Origin of the sequence: Bacillus bruguierae, from assembly GCF_037104725.1 — a bacterium.
Classification (GTDB): Bacteria; Bacillota; Bacilli; order Bacillales; family Bacillaceae_G; genus Bacillus_A; species Bacillus_A bruguierae.
The window spans coordinates 102,057-119,870 of sequence record NZ_JBAWSX010000004.1 but is presented as its reverse complement, the minus strand read 5'-3'; the positions used below and the strand labels follow the sequence as shown (position 1 = coordinate 119,870).

The following is a 17,814-nucleotide window of genomic DNA, read 5'->3' as shown; positions in this document are numbered from 1 at the left end:
GGGTTTAAGTATGGACTCGAAAGCGGGAGTTATTAAAGTTTGAATGGACAAACAACAAAAAACGGAGGGGTTCCCTCCGTTTTTTGTTATCTTGCTATTCACGGGTAGTAGGCCTCCGCTAATAGAAGTTTCACTTTATGCTGTTCCGATTTGATCTTGATCAGCTACATCAGAATCAAATGTATTTGTACCACTTACACCGTTAAATGTATTAAGGACAAAAGCGACATTTGATGAACCAGATCCGTTATAAGCTTTCGTATTTTCTTTCGGAGATACATTATAGAAATCCCCTAAGTTAAAAGAACCGTTACTATTTTGAACGACTAAGTTCCCGACAACAGACGGCATATTTTCACCTACTTCAATTTCCTTTTATGGTACTATATGATTTATTTGCGAAAAGGTTCTTTTGTAGTAAATTGACGAATTTGTAAAATGCGTGAGTTTGAAAATACATAATCAATAGACCCGATATGAAGGCAAGAAGCACTTAGCATACTTTGAATGGTAATGCAGCCTACTTCGATAAAGGGATTTTCATTAATGACAGTCATGTATACTTCGTTGACGCGAGTTGGAATCGTGATTTCGTCATCGACAAATATTTCATATGCTTCCCATTTTCCTTCTTGAGCTAAAAAGTTAGGAATTTCGCGATGAACAACAATCGCTCTGTTTTTTAATTCCGCATGATTTGTATCGCCAATTTGAGTAATAGCATCAAGTCCTAGTGTGGTGACAGAGAGCTGATGTAAAACAGAAATATGTCGCATAACGAGTCCTCCTTATCGAGGAGTGGTAGGTATAGCAGTTACGAGTGGTACAAACGGACCTCCTGTAACAGATTCAAATGGTGTATCTAAAATAGAAGATGAAATAATGAGATTTGCATCGCCAATTAGGAATAAAGCAGACGAAGATATCCCGATGGAGCTAATATTTCCTACCTTGATTTCATGATTAATAACAGTAAAATTCATATGCAATTACTCCTTTCGGAAGTTACGCGGTATATGCTGAATAAAGGAAAGAAATGCTTTATCAATATCTTGTTTCATTGCTTGAATAATGACATTTTTCATATATTGTGGATTAGATGTAATTTCTGGATGTGGCTGTACTTGAGATAAATAGTATGGAAGACGGTGTTCCATTTGTTGCTTTATATCATCGATCATCATTTGACGGTACATATCATCGAGAGGTGTTCGTTCTTCCTGTTCGAAATGAAGAATACGGCTATACGCTTCTTCGTCTAAATAGCGGTGCATTTCTTGAATGATATCTTGATAAAAATCGGGATTTACTTGGGTTTCAGGGTTTACCTTTAATGTTTCAGTTTCAACATTAAAGTCTTCAATAACTTCCCCTTTGCTCGTAAATGGATTTAAACCGATGTTTAATGTACCATTTAAATTTTCGACTTTTAGCTGATCGAACTTGTATTCGACTTTCCCAATTGAAGAGGATGGTCGCTGTTTCAGTTCTTCTATTTGCTCTGTTAGCTGCGCTAGTTGTATTTCTAAAGCATTTATTTTTTCCTGTTGTTGTTGAATGCATTGTTGCATTTGCTGTAAATAAGTATATAGATCTTGACTCACTGCTGGAAGCCTCCTTTTCAATCTGGAGGGTATATTGGTATATGTCTATGATATTAGTACGTTAAGAAGAACTAGGAGGAGGAGGGGAAATAGAAATAATTTGTCCCTCGGCTGTTAGAGGGGGGGTTGGTTTTGTAAATCCACCTGTATTAGAGAACTTTGATAATGTTTTAATACTACCGGCACTTCCAATTTGAAAGACAGCTGAAGTTGTAAGGTTCTCTATTCTTATATTTTTAATAATAATACTTTGGTGTACATACAGTTTCAATTTTTATTTCCCCCCCTTTAATAAGTAGCAGTGATTGGTTGATCGATTACATCATTATCATTTACATTTGTTGTACTTTCGTAATTGTATATAGATACATTTTCTCCAACATTAAAAGAACCCGCTCCTGCAAATGCACGGGAGTAACTAATAGGACGAATGGCAAATACATCTCCAATATGAAATACACCGCTTGATCCGATATTAACAATATTAACGTGTCCAACCATTGCAGGCATAGAAAACACCCTTTATATGAAAAATTTTTATATTTGACCTTTTTAATTCGAATGTCTACGACGAGAGTTTTACTCTATTATTGTATGGGCGTTTGTGCAAATATGTGTCTGTTATTTTAAAAATAAAAGACGTACACTCAGCGGGAGTGTACGTTTGTATGTTGAGTTGGCACATGATCTATTTGTATGAGTAATATAACATTTAAGAGCCTGTCCAGCTCTTGACTACAACTAACCGTTTTTTGAGATGTCATTCCATACCGTTTGGCCAAGTATTTCATTTTTTCACGTTTTTTTTCAATTGCTTGCTCAAACATAGAATCGGCTCCGTCTCCTTATAGATTTTAAGAGTGTCTGTAGTACATATTATACAAAGTTTCCATAAAAAAGAAACATATTCGCTAAAAGAAGAAGGGATTCTACATATTTTGGCAAAAAAGTATTTTAATTGCGCGTGTAATAGAGAGAATGTTGTAAATTAAAAATATTTTCAGGAGGATTTTTGCTAGTAGGTGCGAATACCATTACAGTATGAATTTGAAGATGGGGTGTGGAAATATGCGGTTTGTGACGGCAAAAACAGATGAAAAAGTGTTTGTTGGTGTTGTAGATGATGCATCACAAACAGTGTTGCATATAAGAGAAGCGCAGAGAAAAAAAGGCGAAAAAGTTACGATTCCCATTACAATGTTAGAGTGTATTGAACAGGGAGAACCCTTTATTACGAAAGTAATTGAGATTGTCGAATGGGCAAAAGAACATTGCGAGGATGCTTATTATTCATTATTGGAAGTTAAGTTGTTGGCCCCCATTCCAAGGCCAAGAAAAAATATTCTTTGTGTTGGGAAAAATTATCGTGAGCATGCAATCGAAATGGATGGAGCAGAAGCGGTTCCGGAAAATATCATTATTTTTACAAAGGCTCCAACAACTGTAATTGGCAATGAGGATAAAATTTATAGTCATCCGCATGCGACAAGTGAGCTTGATTATGAAGGAGAGCTTGCAATTGTGATCGGAAAGCGTGGAAAAAGAATTCCGAAAGAAGAAGCGTTGCATCACGTGTTTGGTTATACGATTGTAAATGATGTTACAGCCAGAGATATTCAAAAGAAGCATAAACAATTTTTTCTTGGGAAAAGTTTTGATACATTTTGTCCAATGGGGCCATCTATCGTACATCACTCAATGATGCATAATCCGAATGCACTTCATATTGAAACGAAGGTGAACGGGGAAGTACGTCAATCTTCTACAACGGCAAATATGATGTTTTCAATTGAAGAAATTATATCAATTGTAAGTAAAGGAATGACGTTAGAGCCAGGCGATATTATTGCAACCGGAACACCAGCTGGAGTTGGAAAGGGATTTCGACCACCTCGATTTTTACATGCTGGTGATGAGGTTGTTATCACTGTAGAAAATGTTGGAACGCTCCGTAATGGTGTCAAATAATACGCTGCGCTCTCCTTATTTCTGGCTTATCCCGATTATTTTTACTTTGCATAATGCAGAAGAGTATTACTTTTTTCGGGAAATAAAATATTTACAGCCCATTCAGATGGAAGAGAATATGCTGCAATCAAAGCATTTTTTCATAGCATTACTTATATTGACTGTTTTTGTGTGTGCGATTGTGCTTATACACAATCTGTTTTTGAAGAAGATAACGTTATATGCGATATTGATTACACAGGCAATGATTTTTATGAACGGGATTGTTCATCTTGTGGGGGCAATCTTGAAGAGAGGGTACGTGCCTGGGCTTGGTACAGCTTTCTTTTTAGTCATTCCTTTTTCGGTGTTTTTGTTTTGGAGAGGAATTGCGTGCGGTTGGTGGAAATGGAAGCATGTGTGGCTATCATGTCTCATCGGTATATTACTCATGTTTCCTATTCTAGCTGGTCTGTTGTATATAGTGAGAATCATTGCATAGCAAAAAAGAAGGTTGCCTCTTAACAGGCAACCTTCTTCGATATTAAGATAATACCTCTTTAATTTTTTCAAATGCCCATTGTAGATCTTCTTCAGAAATAACAAGAGGCGGAGCAATGCGGATTACATTTTCATGTGTTTCTTTACATAGTAAACCAGCTGCTTTTAATTGTTCACAGTAAGGGCGTGCAGGTTCATTTAATTCGATACCGATAAATAATCCTCTTCCGCGCACATCTGTAATCATTGGATTGTCAATTTCGCGTAATTGATTTAACAGCTTTTCTCCTAATTGTAAAGAACGTTCTGTTAATTTTTCTTCTAATAGTACATCTAGAGAAGCAAGAGAAACTGCACAAGCTAGTGGATTACCACCGAACGTAGAACCGTGAGAGCCTGGCTCAAATACTCCTAAAATGTCACGGTTTGCAGCAACGCAAGAAATTGGGAATACACCGCCGCCTAGCGCTTTTCCAAGAATGTACATATCAGGAATGATATTGTCCCAATCGCATGCAAATAATTTTCCTGTACGGCCTAAACCTGTTTGAATTTCATCTGCGATAAATAATACATTTTCTTCTTTACATACATTGTATGCTTCTTGTAAGAAACCTGCTGGTGGAATGTTAATGCCAGCTTCGCCTTGGATTGGCTCTAAAATAAATGCAGCTGTATTTGGTGTAATCGCTTCTTTTAATGCTTCAATGTCGCCGTAAGGAATGACAACAATACCTGGAAGCATTGGTCCAAATCCGCGTTTATATTCGTCATTGGATGACATGGATACGGCACCCATTGTTCGGCCATGGAAGTTATCCACACATACAATGATTTCGGCTTTGTTGTCTTCTACTTTTTTCACATCATATGCCCAGCGTCGCGCTGTTTTGATAGCGGTTTCAACAGCTTCCGCACCTGTATTCATTGGTAAAATCATTTCTTTATTAGTTAACTTTGCAACTTTTTCATACCAAGGACCTAATTGATCGCTGTGGAACGCACGTGATGTTAATGTTACACGCCCTGCTTGGTCGATAAGCGCTTGAATAATTTTTGGATGGCGATGACCTTGGTTTACTGCAGAATATGCACTGAGCATGTCCATATAACGGTTGCCTTCTGGATCTTCTACCCAAACACCTTCAGCTTTCGTAATTACGATTGGAAGTGGATGATAGTTATTTGCTCCGTATGTTTCTGTTATTTCGATAATGTCTTTTGTTTGAATCATGCTAGTTCCCCCTTTGTTTTTACAAGAAGTTTGTAAATACTCTAAATATTATATCATTTGAGTAGAAAAAAAGCGAAATATTTCCTGAAAAGAAATGGACGTGGTATTATGTAAAGTGAGAAAGTTTGGGGAAAGAGGAGGAAGAGATTACATGACAACACATATGCATATTACTGCGTGGGCATTAGGTTTGATTTTATTCTTCGTTGCGTATTCCATGTACACAGCGGGAAAAAAAGCAACAGGTGTACATATGGTACTTCGTTTGATGTACATCATTATTATTGTAACGGGTGTTTTATTGTACATGGGTATTGCAAAAACGGCTACAGCACAAGCACACATGTTGTATGGTATCAAAATGCTTGGTGGTGTATGGGTAATTGCTGCGATGGAAATGATTCTTGTGAAAATAAGTAAACGGAAAACAACAGGGGCGTTTTGGGCTCAATTTGTTATTGCGTTTTTAGTTGTGTTATATCTTGGTTTACGATTACCACTAGGATTTGCGCCATTTGCGTAATATAAAAAATGAGGATGCTTTCAAAAGTGGATACTCCATCCCTTTTGTAACATCCTCATTTTTATTATCATGTCAATTGTGAAAATGCAATTCATCTCCATCCGCTTTTGTAATTTTAAATAGATCCTTATTGTTTGTAGAATAGCGGACATAATGGTGATGGAGGGCGCAAATCATTTCTTCATTATCAAATAAGAGAATATTAACGCCTTCGCATGAATGGTCTTTTGGCTGGAATGATAAAAAATTGTGAGCATAGATGCAGTCGTATAAAGAGTAGCCCAGTGATTGTAATGTTTCTGCGACAAGTGAAAAAGATGAATCTGAAAGCTCTTCTATCCATTCATGATAGCTTGAAAGCAACCTTTTTCGAATGCGAATGGTTTCACCGTTTTGCAGCGGATGATGTTCATTTGCTACTTGCAAAATATTATGTTCATAAAAACGAGCAGGTAACCAATTATTGTTATATAAAATCTCAAATCCATCTTCAATCATCTCTTCTAGTAAAAAAGCTTCATCGCTTTCTTCGTCAAAAAATATCCATTCTTCGTTTATATATTCAACATTTCCAATTGTATGAGCACGCGGTTGACTATACAAAATATGTTTACGTTGTTTCATTCGTGTTCGCTCCTTTTCAAATAGAAGTTTCTGTTCTTGTTATAGACAGTTCAGTCTTTCTTTATAACAATGGCACATAGAATCAAAATTGGGCATAGAATAAAAACAGACTGCGGATATGAGATGAGAAAGGGTGATCGCAATGTGTGGCATTACAGGGTGGGTTGATTATACAAAAGTGTTATTACAAGAAAAAGAAGCAATAACGAAGATGGCCGAAACGCTCGCGAAAAGGGGCCCGGATGATACGAACGTTTGGCTTCGTAATCGTGTTGCTTTTGGGCATAAACGGTTAATCGTTGTCGATCCAGAAGGCGGTAGACAACCGATGGTGCGGGAGAAAAGAGAAGAACGTTACGCCATTTGCTATAACGGCGAACTATATAATACAGAAGATATTCGGAAAGAATTGCTGCAAAGAGGTTATACGTTTAAGGGGCATTCTGATACAGAAGTGTTGCTCGCTTCTTATGTGGAATGGAAAGAACAGTGTGTGAATCATTTAAATGGTATTTATGCATTTGCTGTATGGGATGAACAGGAAGAAAAAGTTTTTATTGCGCGTGATCGTTTAGGAGTAAAGCCACTATTTTATAAACATGATGCTGGGCGATTGTTGTTTGGCTCAGAATTAAAAGCGATTTTAGCTCATCCTGATGTGAAGACGGAGATTACGACAGAGGGATTAGCAGAAGTATTTGGATTAGGTCCGTCTCGAACTCCTGGGCATGGTATATTTGCTGGAATCGATGAATTGCGCCCAGGTCATGCACTTACATTTTCAAAAGATGGTTTAAAAGTTTGGCGCTATTGGAACGTTGTGAGTGAAGAGCACACACATAATTTTGAAGAAACGGTCGAGCAAGTTCGGTTTCTACTGCAAGATGCCATTACAAGACAGTTAGTATCGGATGTTCCGCTTTGTACATTTTTATCAGGCGGCGTCGATTCTAGCGCGATTACCGCATTTGCAGCGATGGCGTATGAGCGAGAAGGAAAAGGGAGGCTTCATACGTATTCAATTGATTATGAAGATAACGAAAAATATTTCAAATCAAATGCATTTCAGCCAAATTCAGATACTCCGTTTATTACATTAATGACAAATACATTTGATACGATCCATCATCGCTGTGTGATTTCTAATGAAGATTTAGCGGAACATTTAACGGAAGCCGTAATTGTTCGTGATTTGCCGGGGATGGCGGATATTGATTCTTCCTTACTATGGTTTTGCCGAGAAGTTAAACAAGATTTTGTCGTAAGTTTATCAGGTGAATGCGCTGATGAAATTTTTGGTGGCTATCCGTGGTTTTACCGCGAAGAGGATTTACAATCCAGTGCGTTTCCATGGATGCGGTCAACAGAGGCGCGTGAACAGTTGTTAAAAAAAGAATGGCGCAAAAAACTTAATTTACAAGAGTATGTTCAGTATCGCTATGAAGAATCAGTGCGTGAAACTCCGGTGTTAGAAGGAGAAAGCATACTGGATACAAAAAGAAGACAGTTATTTTATTTAAATATGATTTGGTTTATGACAACGCTGCTTGACCGAAAAGACCGAATGAGTATGGGAGCTAGCCTAGAAGTGCGTGTGCCGTTTGCAGATCATCGCCTTGTCGAATATGCGTGGAATATTCCTTGGGAAATGAAAATGTATAAAAACCGCGAAAAAGGTCTATTGCGCAAGGCTTTAGAAGGTGTCTTGCCAAATGATGTGTTGTATAGAAAGAAAAGCCCATACCCGAAAACGCATAATCCATACTACACGAAGGCTGTCACTTCATGGCTACAAGAGCTATTAACGGATAAACAGTCGATTCTCCATGAATTATTTGATAACGACCAGTTGCATGGATTAATTGAATCAGGTGGCAGTGCATTTCAAACGCCTTGGTTTGGGCAACTCATGACAGGGCCACAGCTGTTGGCGCATTTAGGGCAAATTCATGTTTGGTTTAAGGAGTACAATATAAATATTAAAGAATAAAACTGAAGGTCATGGCGTATAAGCTATGACCTTGTTTCTAATAAGCGTATTTGAAATCTTTTCCCTCTTCCGTTGTTGTTAATGTAATAGGTAACAGATTGAAATATCTTTTATTCCTTCTACACACGATTAGAACGAATAGATTTCCAAGCCCATTGAATGCATAGACCGCAAATTAAAAATAATATAAGGACAAGTGTAATAGTTGCCCCGGGCGGTGTCCCTAATTTATATGAAGACGTGAGTCCTGAAAACATGTTAAAGAAAAAAGGAAAGCAGAAGGCTTTCCTTAGAGATAGTATGTTGAACCAAACGGAATTGTTGAGAAATCAGTTGGATATATGACATAATGATGTGCAACATGGTGGGGTATAACATGATGATATACGACATGTGCAAAAAGAGGATCTGTTGCCATCACTTGATGAATTGCATGAAGTGTCTGTTGTGCAGCACCATATGTGACGGCGGCACCCGCACCTGCTTGTCTTGTGGTGTTAAAAACTGGATTTATCATAATAATTCATAGAGCTCCTTTATAATAGTTGAATTCTTTTTATATGTTATGCCCTATATCTAGGGAAAGAGCGTACCTTTAATCAAATTAGGGAGATTACCTATTAAGTAGTTTTATGAATCCATTTCAGATAATCCGGATTTCGTAAGTTGAAGAAGTATATAGAAGAAAGAGGATTTCAATATGAAATCCTCTTTTTGTAATTTTGTTTAAAGGCGAGCTATTTAGAAGAATGGTTTAACTTTCCATCTAAAATATCTCCAATAAGTGGAGTTTCGACTTGCTCATATGCTCTTTCGCCGTGAAGGGAAAGGTCGAGTCCCATTTTCTCTTCATGTTCATGTGCACGAACGGGGAGGAATAAGCTGATTCCTTTAATGATTGCATACGTCACTACAGCTGTAAATGCGTAGGTCGCTCCAATTGCGAGGAGTTGTTTCCAAAGAAGTGCAGCATTTCCGTAAAATAGTCCGTCTGCGCCTGCGCTATTAACGGATGTTGTAGCGAAAAGTCCTGTTGCAATGCCGCCCCAAGTTCCGCCAATACCGTGACAACCGAAGGCATCGAGCGCGTCGTCGTAACCGAGCTTATGTTTTAGGAAATAGACTGCTAAAAAGCAAAGTGCCCCGCCGATTGCCCCGATAATAAGAGCGGAGGGTGGTGTTACGAACCCGCAAGCTGGTGTAATTGCGACGAGACCAGAAACAGCTCCGCATACGGCACCTAGTACAGTTGGTTTTGTTTGGAAGAACCATTCCGCCAGCATCCATGTGAGCGCAGAAGCGGCAGCAGCAGTATTTGTATTAATAAAAGCGGCGAGGGCAACGTCATTTAACGTTAATGTGCTGCCGACGTTAAAACCGAACCAGCCAAACCATAATAAACCTGCTCCTAGAATTGTGAATGGTAAATGATGCGGTGAAGAGTCGTGAGCATCTTTTCGTTTTCCGAGGAAAATAGCTAATACGAGACCAGCCACGCCGGATGTAATGTGGACAACATTGCCCCCTGCAAAATCAAGTGCACCGAGTTCACGAAGCCATCCGCCGATGCCCCAAACCCAATGAGCAACGGGATCGTATACAAGTGTCGTCCAAAGTAAGATGAAGATAAGAAAAGCGGAAAACCGCATTCGTTCTGCGAATGCACCGGAAATTAAAGCGGGAGTTAAAATTGCGAACATCAGTTGAAACATCATAAATAAGTTATGCGGAATTGTCGCGCTGTAGGCTTCATTTGGTGTGAAAGTAACATTTTGTAGACCGAACCAATCAAAATTACCGATGAGCCCATTCCAATCAGGCCCGAATGCTAAAGAATAACCGATGAAAATCCACTGAATGGACACGATTGCCATTGCACTATAACTGTGCATCGTTGTACTAAGTACATTTTTACTGCGAACCATTCCTCCGTAAAATAAAGCGAGCCCAGGTGTCATAATCATCACCATGACGGTGGCTAAAAAAAGAAATACTGTATCCTCCATATGCATCGTTTTCCCTCCTGTTATGTTATATAAGTTCACATCAAATGAATATATTTAGTATCATATTCAATAAATAAAAATAAATCAACAGATTTTTCTAAATATTTAATTTATTATGTAAGGAAATATAACATGTCATATTTCTATATGACCAAAATGCGCTAGTATACGAGAGGAGTGTAAATTGTTATACTTTTCTTATAATTAGAAAATTTGGAGGAAGCAATGTGAAGAGGGAGTTAGGGAAATATTTTTTATGTTTCATATGTCTATTGTTTGTATTTCAATTATCCATTCCTGTGTCAGCGAAGGAGACGAGGCAGTGGCAAGATGAAATTGTGTATTCTATTATGATCGATCGTTTTAATAATGGTGATTCTAGAAATGATAAAGAGATTGATACGAATCATTTAGATGCATATCAAGGAGGGGATATTCAGGGGATTATAAAACGACTTGATTATATAAAAGAGATGGGCTTTACTGCTGTTTTGTTGTCACCGCCCACTGCAAGTAGTAGTTATGATGGGTATCATCCAACTGATATAACAAAAATGAATGAACATTTTGGCCAGGTGAAGGACATGCAGCAACTCGTTCAAGAAGCGCACCGGCGAGATATGAAAGTTATGTTTGAATTTGTAGTGGATAATGAAAATAAAACGAGCACGATTGAATATGCGAAACATTGGATTAAGGAGACGGATATAGACGGTTATCATTTGATACATAACGAGAATATTCCGAAGTCAGTTTTGAATGAAGTGATTGCATCTATGCAGAGTGTGAAACAAGATTTTTTTGTAATAGCGGATACGCAAATAGAAGGAGCGAAAGGTGTATTGAATCAGGCTTATCAAGAGCGCATGACAGATGTGTTTGCAAAGCCGAATGTTTCTGTAAAGCCGTTGTATGATGTGACGAAAAGCAGCGGTGATACTCTAGAGGGGACGTTTGTAGATAATAGCCAAACGGAGCGTTTTGTTAGAAAAGCAAAAGAAAATAAATATTTTCCACCAGCCCGCTTGAAATTAGCGCTTGCCTATTTATATACATCACCCGGCATTCCGTTTGTATACTACGGCACTGAAATTGCATTAGATGGAGGGGAGGTGCCTGATAATCGCCGTTTAATGGATTTTAAAGCGGATGAGAAGTTTTTGCAGTATACAGGGAAATTAGGAGAACTTCGCAAAACATTACCATCTCTTCGTTACGGAACATTTGAACTATTATATGATAAAGATGGTATGAGCGTAATAAAGCGCAAGTATAAAGATGAAACAACGCTTATCGCGATTAATAACACGACAGAAACAAAAAAAGTGGAACTTGTTGCAAATGAATTTGGGAAAGATCATGAGCTGCGCGGATTGTTAGAAGATGATAGGGTGCGAGAAGAGAACGGAAAATATTACATTGTGTTGAAAAGAGAAACTGCGAATGTATATGCACTTGCAGGAAAATCAGGATGGAACTGGTCGTTTATTGCTGCTTTAGTAGGTGTGAATGTGTTATTTATCATCTTTCTTGTATTGGTAAAGAAACGAAAAGGGGCTGAATCCTATTGAAAAATAAAAGAAGCTGACCCAAAAGTGGATTTTGGTCAGCTTCTTTTTATGTACGCTTATCGGTAGTTGATAAATTGTACGTCGATTGATAAATCAGCTCCGCGCACAGCTGCGATAACTGCTTGTAGGTCATCACGGCTTTTTCCTGTTACACGAACTTGGTCATCTTGTACTTGTGTTTTTACTTTTAATTTTAAGTCCTTAATAATGTTATTAATTTTTTTAGCATTTTCTTTATCAATGCCTTGTTGTAATTTTGCGCGTTGACGTACTGTCCCGCCAGAAGCGCTTTCTACTTTTCCGTAATCTAAGTTTTTGATCGGAACTTCACGCTTAATTAATTTTGAAATCAAAACGTCTTTTACTTGATCAAGTTTATACTCATCATCAGAAGTTAAAACGATTTCCTCTTTTTCTAATTTAATATCACTTTTGCTTCCTTTAAAGTCATAACGATTTTGAATTTCTTTTAAAGCAATGTTAATAGCGTTTGTTACTTCTGGAAACTCTACTTTTGAAACGATATCAAAAGAACTATCTTTTGCCATAATAAGCACCTCCAAATTAAACTCCACCTTTATTATAGTGAATTTTGGTCAGTTGGACAAATAAAGGAAAAAACGTGTATAATGAAACTTTGTTTGGAATGATAAAAAATAATATAAAGCTGTTCTCGATGCGGGTGTTTTTATATGAAGATAACACCTGTTAGAATAAGATAAAGTATATAGAGAAGGGAATTAAAACTATGAAGTTACAACCAGGAGCGATTGAAGAAGTAACGGTTTTACGCGAAACAGAAATTGGATATATGGTCGGTTACGAAGAAGATGAAGTGTTTTTACATAAAAATGAAGTTGCTGGAGAAATTGAAGAAGGCGACACGATTGATGTGTTTTTATATCATGATCATCAAGAGCGTTTAGCAGCAACGATGAAAACGCCGCTTATTACAACGGAAGATTGGAATTGGGTAAAAGTTGTGGAAGTGAAGCCTCGTTTAGGGGTGTTTGTTGATATCGGTGTTTCGAAAGATATATTAATTCCAGCTGATGAGTTTCCAATTTATACACCAGTATGGCCGCAAGAAGACGATGAGTTATATTGTACATTAAAATTAACAAATCGCGGCCGTTTAATTGCTCTTCCAGCAAGAGATGCGGATATGCAAGAAATTGTAGTAGAAGCGACGCCATCTATGCGCAATAAAAATGTAAATGGTCGTGTGTATCGTTCGTTGCAAGTGGGATCATTTGTATTCACGGATGAACATTTCCGTGCCTTCTTGCACCATTCTGAACGCAAAGAGCAAGTGCGTATTGGAGAACGCGTAACAGGACGTATTATTGATGTGAAAGAGGACGGAACAATTAATATTTCTCTTCTTCCTCGTAAAGAAGAAGGGATGGAAGATGATGCAGCTGTTATTTATGAATATATGGAAAGCCGCGGCGGTGCAATGCCGTTTTGGGATAAGAGTTATCCAGAAGATATTGGGGAGCGTTTTAATATGAGTAAAGCAGCTTTCAAACGTGCTCTTGGTAAATTGATGAAAGAAGAAAAGGTTTATCAAGAAGAAGGTTGGACATATTTTAAAAAGTAATATAAAAAATAGCCGAACAAATGTAATTTGTTCGGCTATTTTTGTGGTTGTTCAAAACGTGTAAAAGTATCTTTTAAGTCGCTGTCTTTTACTTTAATGTTTTCTTTCTTTAATTCGTCTATTAATACTTTTTGACGCCACGTATTATCTTGTATACGCTCAGCCTCAAGTGTTTTGCGAATGGAACCTTTTACTTCGTCGTATGGCTTTAAATCTTTTTTGTCTGTCAATTTAATAATATGGTAGCCTTTTGTTGATTTTACAGGTTCACTTATTTCACCGACATGTAATTTATAAGCAGCATCTTCAAATTCAGGTACCATTTTTCCAGGACCGAAGTAACCTAAATCTCCATCTTTTTCTTTTGAAATAGTATCTTCAGAATATTTTTTTGCTAAATCTTCAAATGATGCACCGCTATTAAGTTGTCTTTTTATATCGTTGGCCGTTTGTTCATCGTTTACTAAAATTTGACTAGCTTTAATTTCTGGTTTATATCGGGCTTTTATGTCTTTTTCAGTTATCGTTTGCTTAATTGCTTTATCGATAGCTAAACTAGAGCGGATTTGTTTTTTTAAATCGTCTTCGTTTTTCATTCGGTTACTTTCAAGGAACATTTTAAAATTATCGCCTGCTTGTTCTTTCACTTTTTTAAATTCCTTATCAACTTCATCATCGGACACTTTATATTTTTTAGTCATAATATCTTGTGCCATCATTTCATAGAGCATATCTTTTCCGAAGCGTTCTTTTAACGCCTTATCAAATTCGCCTTTTGTTATCGTACTAGTAGTAGAAGTTGCGATTGGATCGGAACTTTCTTTTGGATCGCAGGCAGCTAACATTAATGTACCGAGCGCCGCTGCCGCAATAAATAATTGTTTTCGTTTCATGTAAACACCTCATCCGAAAGTTGTTGTTTCTATTGTAGAAAAAGAAAGTGAACATGATGTGAATTCGAGATGACTTTTGTAGAAATAAAAAAGTACATCAACGAAAATGTCGATGTACGAGGAGGGCTTGTTCGCATTAAGTAGAGGATCCGAGTTTAAATCATAAGAATAAAATGAGTTAATTATAAGTAAGAAAATTGTTTACTATAGATGATCCGTCTTTTTGGAGTAAGCGCGTTTTCCTTGCTGTATATTTTTTTGCTGTTCTTCATTTTTTTGCGTGCGTTTTGCGTTGTTATCACGCGCTTTTTTGTCGTTGTCACTTGTATGAGGCATATGATTCAACTCCCTTCATAACGGTTGTATGTTTATCATTTCCGTTTTCGTTAAGACTATGTATAATGTATACGATGGAATTTATATAAAGGTGGACTGGGAGATATGGACTTAAAACTGAATTATGCTGAGCTTACCAAAAAATTAGTCGTTGTTATCGTTGCCGGTTTGTTGAATGCGATTGGAATGAACTTATTTTTAACACCAGCGAAAGTGTATGCTAGTGGTTTTGCTGGATTATCGCAATTGCTTTCACAAGTGTTAGGAGATTTTCTGTCAATACATATTTCAACGGGAGTTCTTTTTAGTTTGTTTAATATTCCTGTTGTTATTTTAGCTTGGAAAAAAGTAGGGAAGTCGTTCACATTATTTAGTTTTTTAAGTGTCGTATTTATGACGTTGTTTTTAGAGATAGTACCAGTAAAAGCTGTATCTCATGATATTATTTTAAATGCCATTTTTGGAGGGGTAATTTCTGCAGTAGGAGTAGGACTTGCTTTAAAGTGGGGAGCCTCAACAGGCGGTTTAGATATCATCGCGATGATTTTATCTAGAGTGAAAGATAAGCCGGTCGGAACGTATTTCTTCTTGTTTAATGCGATTATTATTACCCTGGCCGGTTATTTATATGGTTGGGAAAAAGCGCTTTATACGTTAGTGACATTATATGTATCTTCACGTATTATTGATGCCATACATACGCGTCATGTGAAAATTACGGCATTTATTGTAACGAAAAATGGAACAGAGGTGCGAAAGGCAATTCATGAACGATTAGTTCGAGGAATTACTACAGTTCCAGCGATAGGTGCGTTTACAAATGAAAATAAAGAGATGTTAATGATCGTTATTACTCGCTACGAGTTATATGAATTAGAAAGAGTTATAAAAAAAGTAGATCCAGGTGCATTCACAAATGTTCTCGAAACAGTTGGGGTGTTTGGATTGTTCCGTAAAGATTAATAAAAGAGGACCGCGTTTGGTCCTCTTTTTGTTTGTTCCTCTAGTTACAGTTGCTCGCCTGTTGAAATGCTTTGCAGTTTTTCTTGCATTTCGCGCAATTGTACTTTTTCGGCAGTAGAAGAATTCGTATAAGCGGACAGCAATGCATTTTTTGCTTTATTAACAAGTGCTTGCTGTTCGCTGTCATTTGAACAAGATACGGCTTGTGAGACGGCATCTCGTGCTTGTTGGAATAGTAAGTTACCCATTAGAACCCTCCGAGAGAAGAGTTATTTCGTTCTTTTTCTGCTTCAGCTAACGTACCACGGTATGGGAATCTTGCGTCGTGTTTCATAACAGAATCTGACCCTTGTTGTACGAAACGTTTTGATTTGTTCTTTTTACCCATTCGTAATGCCCCCTTTTAGCAGAAAAGCATGGACACATTTGTTGTGTCTCCTATAGTATGTGCGCTTGGCGTCATACTATAAGCAGGGAATTTTCACCTTACAATCCAAGTGCCTCCTCTAAATAAAGAGCAATTCCATCTTCTTCGTTTGATAATGTTACGCGATTTGCTAATGATTTTAATTCTGGAATGGCGTTCCCCATGGCGATTCCATGTCCGGCAAATTCGATCATTTCAAAATCATTATCTTCATCACCAAACGCAATGATACGTTCTTTTGGGATATTGTAGTAACTTGAAATTTTTTGAAGGCCAATTGCTTTATTTAACCCGCTTTTCACAATTTCAATAATTGGCCAAGGAGCTCCCCATTTGCGGTGATCAATTACTTCTGCATGCATATCTGTTAAATGTTGACGAATAGAATTTGATTTTGACTCATGTGCATCAATTAATAAGCAAGTTGGATGATCTCGTAAAATATCGAGTAAATCACCTGTGAAGATTTTCGGAGAGCCAAATTCGAAAATATGTTTTTTGTCTTCATCAAGTTGTTTCACGTATACATCATCAATCACTTCTGCGTAAATATTTTCTACTCCAAATTCCGTACATGCACGAACGATTTCTTGTGCAGTAGTAAGTTCAAGTGGAGAGTGATGCGTTCCCCAGTTCGTATCAAGTGGATGATGAACGTATGCGCCGTTAAAATTTACAATCGGTGTATTTAATCCAAGTTCCTTATAATATGCATGACTCGCACGAAATGGACGGCCAGTTGAGATAACAACGATATGGCCTTGTTCTTTTGCTTTTGTAATGGTTTGTTTTGTACGAGTTGAAATCATTTTTTGATCTGTAAGTAAAGTGCCATCTAAATCTAATGCAATTAAATGTTGTTTTTTCATGCGTCTCACACCTTTTATAAAAAGTTTTGTGTATATTCATCTTAATTCCTGCATGATTGCGTTGTCTACTATTTGTCATTGGTAACGAGAAAAGTCAAGTTTTTTTCTGAAAGTTCGAATAATGTTCCTTTCCTTTTGTACAATTTGTGAAAGGGGTTACAATGTGATGATTATCGTGTTTATAATGAGAATGTAATCTTCTCGTATAAGTTGTTTGACTCTCCTTTGATACTGGTCTTTATGGCCAGTTTTTTTTGTTTCCACATATACTGATTTATTTCCTGCTAAAATGTGTAATTTCATTATATGAGCATGGTTTCCTAAACATAACAGAAAAGGTTTTCTAAAATGGGACATACTAAAGATGTAATGATGGAATGGAAGGAGAATGAATATGGGACAAAGTCATCGATTCCGAGCTGGTCAAAAAGCACCGAATGACGGCATTTATGTTGAAATTGGTGAAACAGGAAGTATGGTTAAGGATCCAAAAATGGTAAAGCTTTCTGCTGGAGATAAATTTCCAGGAGTTACAAATCAAAATAGACAATGGACATATAAAAGAAAACCATAACAAATCCCGCGGTTATAAGCTGCGGGATTTATTGTGGTGAATAAATTTAAAAAATAAGATTGTCATAAAGTCCTCTTTGTTGAATAAAATGGGTAATTTGTCGTATAATCAAATCAAAGGTCAAAAAAAGTCAAACTATAAAGGAGTTG

General features: G+C 37.2%; 25 protein-coding genes. 8 read left to right on the top strand and 17 right to left on the bottom strand.

Annotated elements, in window-relative coordinates; all coding sequences use genetic code 11:
• Positions 1-135 precede the first annotated feature (135 nt).
• The 7 genes from gerPF to WAZ07_RS09320 form a co-directional block, all read right to left on the bottom strand.
• The gene (gerPF, locus tag WAZ07_RS09350; protein ID WP_090915729.1) at positions 136-351 is read right to left on the bottom strand and encodes a spore germination protein GerPF; all 216 of its coding nucleotides are present in this window, start codon (positions 349-351) and stop codon (positions 136-138) included.
• A 41-nt stretch (positions 352-392) separates the two neighbouring features.
• A complete protein-coding gene (locus WAZ07_RS09345) occupies positions 393-776 on the bottom strand; it encodes a spore germination protein GerPE (RefSeq protein WP_336472207.1) in 384 nt (127 codons plus the stop codon).
• A gap of 12 nt (positions 777-788) precedes the next feature.
• The gene (locus WAZ07_RS09340; protein ID WP_336472206.1) at positions 789-983 is read right to left on the bottom strand and encodes a spore gernimation protein GerPD; all 195 of its coding nucleotides are present in this window, start codon (positions 981-983) and stop codon (positions 789-791) included.
• A 6-nt stretch (positions 984-989) separates the two neighbouring features.
• Entirely contained in the window at positions 990-1,604 is a 615-nt protein-coding gene (gerPC, locus tag WAZ07_RS09335; RefSeq protein ID WP_336472205.1) for a spore germination protein GerPC, read from the bottom strand.
• Between the two features lie 61 nt (positions 1,605-1,665).
• Positions 1,666-1,875, bottom strand: coding sequence for a spore germination protein GerPB (locus WAZ07_RS09330; RefSeq protein ID WP_336472204.1), 210 nt, complete (start codon positions 1,873-1,875; stop codon positions 1,666-1,668).
• Positions 1,876-1,892: 17 nt separating this feature from the next.
• Positions 1,893-2,114: a spore germination protein gene (locus WAZ07_RS09325; RefSeq protein ID WP_336472203.1), complete on the bottom strand. Its 222-nt coding sequence runs from the start codon at positions 2,112-2,114 to the stop codon at positions 1,893-1,895.
• Between the two features lie 137 nt (positions 2,115-2,251).
• Positions 2,252-2,431, bottom strand: coding sequence for an aspartyl-phosphate phosphatase Spo0E family protein (locus WAZ07_RS09320; RefSeq protein ID WP_090915739.1), 180 nt, complete (start codon positions 2,429-2,431; stop codon positions 2,252-2,254).
• A 241-nt stretch (positions 2,432-2,672) separates the two neighbouring features.
• Between WAZ07_RS09320 and WAZ07_RS09315 the strand changes: the two genes are divergently transcribed.
• Positions 2,673-3,572, top strand: coding sequence for a fumarylacetoacetate hydrolase family protein (locus tag WAZ07_RS09315; protein WP_336472202.1), 900 nt, complete (start codon positions 2,673-2,675; stop codon positions 3,570-3,572).
• Complete coding sequence (locus tag WAZ07_RS09310; RefSeq protein ID WP_336472201.1) at positions 3,559-4,053, top strand: HXXEE domain-containing protein; 495 nt, start codon at positions 3,559-3,561, stop codon at positions 4,051-4,053. Before WAZ07_RS09315 ends, WAZ07_RS09310 begins: the two co-directional genes overlap by 14 nt.
• A gap of 42 nt (positions 4,054-4,095) precedes the next feature.
• Here the strand turns inward: WAZ07_RS09310 and WAZ07_RS09305 are convergent, their stop codons facing one another.
• Positions 4,096-5,286: an ornithine--oxo-acid transaminase gene (locus WAZ07_RS09305; protein WP_090915743.1), complete on the bottom strand. Its 1,191-nt coding sequence runs from the start codon at positions 5,284-5,286 to the stop codon at positions 4,096-4,098.
• Between the two features lie 151 nt (positions 5,287-5,437).
• Here WAZ07_RS09305 and WAZ07_RS09300 point away from each other — a divergent pair, with 151 nt between their 5' ends.
• Positions 5,438-5,809 (top strand): YisL family protein, encoded by a 372-nt coding sequence (locus tag WAZ07_RS09300; protein WP_336472200.1) that lies wholly within the window; start codon positions 5,438-5,440, stop codon positions 5,807-5,809.
• A 72-nt stretch (positions 5,810-5,881) separates the two neighbouring features.
• On the opposite strand, the gene WAZ07_RS09295 is transcribed toward WAZ07_RS09300, so the two are convergent.
• Positions 5,882-6,433: a DUF2777 domain-containing protein gene (locus tag WAZ07_RS09295; RefSeq protein WP_336472199.1), complete on the bottom strand. Its 552-nt coding sequence runs from the start codon at positions 6,431-6,433 to the stop codon at positions 5,882-5,884.
• A gap of 142 nt (positions 6,434-6,575) precedes the next feature.
• Here WAZ07_RS09295 and asnB point away from each other — a divergent pair, with 142 nt between their 5' ends.
• The gene (asnB, locus tag WAZ07_RS09290; protein WP_336472198.1) at positions 6,576-8,423 is read left to right on the top strand and encodes an asparagine synthase (glutamine-hydrolyzing); all 1,848 of its coding nucleotides are present in this window, start codon (positions 6,576-6,578) and stop codon (positions 8,421-8,423) included.
• Positions 8,424-8,712: 289 nt separating this feature from the next.
• Here asnB and WAZ07_RS09280 read toward each other — a convergent pair whose 3' ends face one another.
• Together WAZ07_RS09280 and WAZ07_RS09275 are read right to left on the bottom strand one after the other, a co-directional pair.
• Positions 8,713-8,940, bottom strand: coding sequence for a hypothetical protein (locus tag WAZ07_RS09280; protein ID WP_090915750.1), 228 nt, complete (start codon positions 8,938-8,940; stop codon positions 8,713-8,715).
• A 220-nt stretch (positions 8,941-9,160) separates the two neighbouring features.
• Positions 9,161-10,435, bottom strand: coding sequence for an ammonium transporter (locus WAZ07_RS09275; protein WP_336472197.1), 1,275 nt, complete (start codon positions 10,433-10,435; stop codon positions 9,161-9,163).
• Between the two features lie 221 nt (positions 10,436-10,656).
• Here WAZ07_RS09275 and WAZ07_RS09270 point away from each other — a divergent pair, with 221 nt between their 5' ends.
• Entirely contained in the window at positions 10,657-12,000 is a 1,344-nt protein-coding gene (locus tag WAZ07_RS09270; protein ID WP_336472196.1) for an alpha-amylase family glycosyl hydrolase, read from the top strand.
• Between the two features lie 56 nt (positions 12,001-12,056).
• Here the strand turns inward: WAZ07_RS09270 and WAZ07_RS09265 are convergent, their stop codons facing one another.
• A complete protein-coding gene (locus tag WAZ07_RS09265; protein WP_090915756.1) occupies positions 12,057-12,548 on the bottom strand; it encodes a YajQ family cyclic di-GMP-binding protein in 492 nt (163 codons plus the stop codon).
• A 200-nt stretch (positions 12,549-12,748) separates the two neighbouring features.
• Here WAZ07_RS09265 and WAZ07_RS09260 point away from each other — a divergent pair, with 200 nt between their 5' ends.
• A complete protein-coding gene (locus tag WAZ07_RS09260; protein ID WP_090915758.1) occupies positions 12,749-13,603 on the top strand; it encodes a CvfB family protein in 855 nt (284 codons plus the stop codon).
• 35 nt (positions 13,604-13,638) lie between these two features.
• On the opposite strand, the gene prsA is transcribed toward WAZ07_RS09260, so the two are convergent.
• Both prsA and WAZ07_RS09250 read right to left on the bottom strand, forming a co-directional pair.
• Positions 13,639-14,496: a peptidylprolyl isomerase PrsA gene (prsA, locus tag WAZ07_RS09255; RefSeq protein WP_336472195.1), complete on the bottom strand. Its 858-nt coding sequence runs from the start codon at positions 14,494-14,496 to the stop codon at positions 13,639-13,641.
• A 204-nt stretch (positions 14,497-14,700) separates the two neighbouring features.
• The gene (locus WAZ07_RS09250) at positions 14,701-14,832 is read right to left on the bottom strand and encodes a DUF3941 domain-containing protein (RefSeq protein ID WP_090915794.1); all 132 of its coding nucleotides are present in this window, start codon (positions 14,830-14,832) and stop codon (positions 14,701-14,703) included.
• A gap of 105 nt (positions 14,833-14,937) precedes the next feature.
• Here WAZ07_RS09250 and WAZ07_RS09245 point away from each other — a divergent pair, with 105 nt between their 5' ends.
• A complete protein-coding gene (locus WAZ07_RS09245; RefSeq protein ID WP_336472194.1) occupies positions 14,938-15,795 on the top strand; it encodes a YitT family protein in 858 nt (285 codons plus the stop codon).
• A 44-nt stretch (positions 15,796-15,839) separates the two neighbouring features.
• Here the strand turns inward: WAZ07_RS09245 and WAZ07_RS09240 are convergent, their stop codons facing one another.
• The 3 genes from WAZ07_RS09240 to WAZ07_RS09230 all read right to left on the bottom strand — a co-directional run bounded on the left by WAZ07_RS09240 (position 15,840) and on the right by WAZ07_RS09230 (position 17,091).
• A complete protein-coding gene (locus WAZ07_RS09240; RefSeq protein ID WP_090915798.1) occupies positions 15,840-16,043 on the bottom strand; it encodes a DUF3813 domain-containing protein in 204 nt (67 codons plus the stop codon).
• A complete protein-coding gene (locus WAZ07_RS09235) occupies positions 16,043-16,183 on the bottom strand; it encodes a hypothetical protein (protein WP_035437292.1) in 141 nt (46 codons plus the stop codon). The genes WAZ07_RS09240 and WAZ07_RS09235 overlap by 1 nt, the downstream gene beginning before the upstream one ends.
• A gap of 98 nt (positions 16,184-16,281) precedes the next feature.
• Positions 16,282-17,091, bottom strand: a complete 810-nt coding sequence (locus WAZ07_RS09230; protein ID WP_336472193.1) for a Cof-type HAD-IIB family hydrolase — start codon at positions 17,089-17,091, stop codon at positions 16,282-16,284.
• Positions 17,092-17,485: 394 nt separating this feature from the next.
• On the opposite strand from WAZ07_RS09230, the gene WAZ07_RS09225 reads away from it, so the two are divergent.
• Complete coding sequence (locus WAZ07_RS09225; protein WP_242221120.1) at positions 17,486-17,665, top strand: YjzC family protein; 180 nt, start codon at positions 17,486-17,488, stop codon at positions 17,663-17,665.
• The last annotated feature ends 149 nt before the right edge of the window (positions 17,666-17,814 follow it).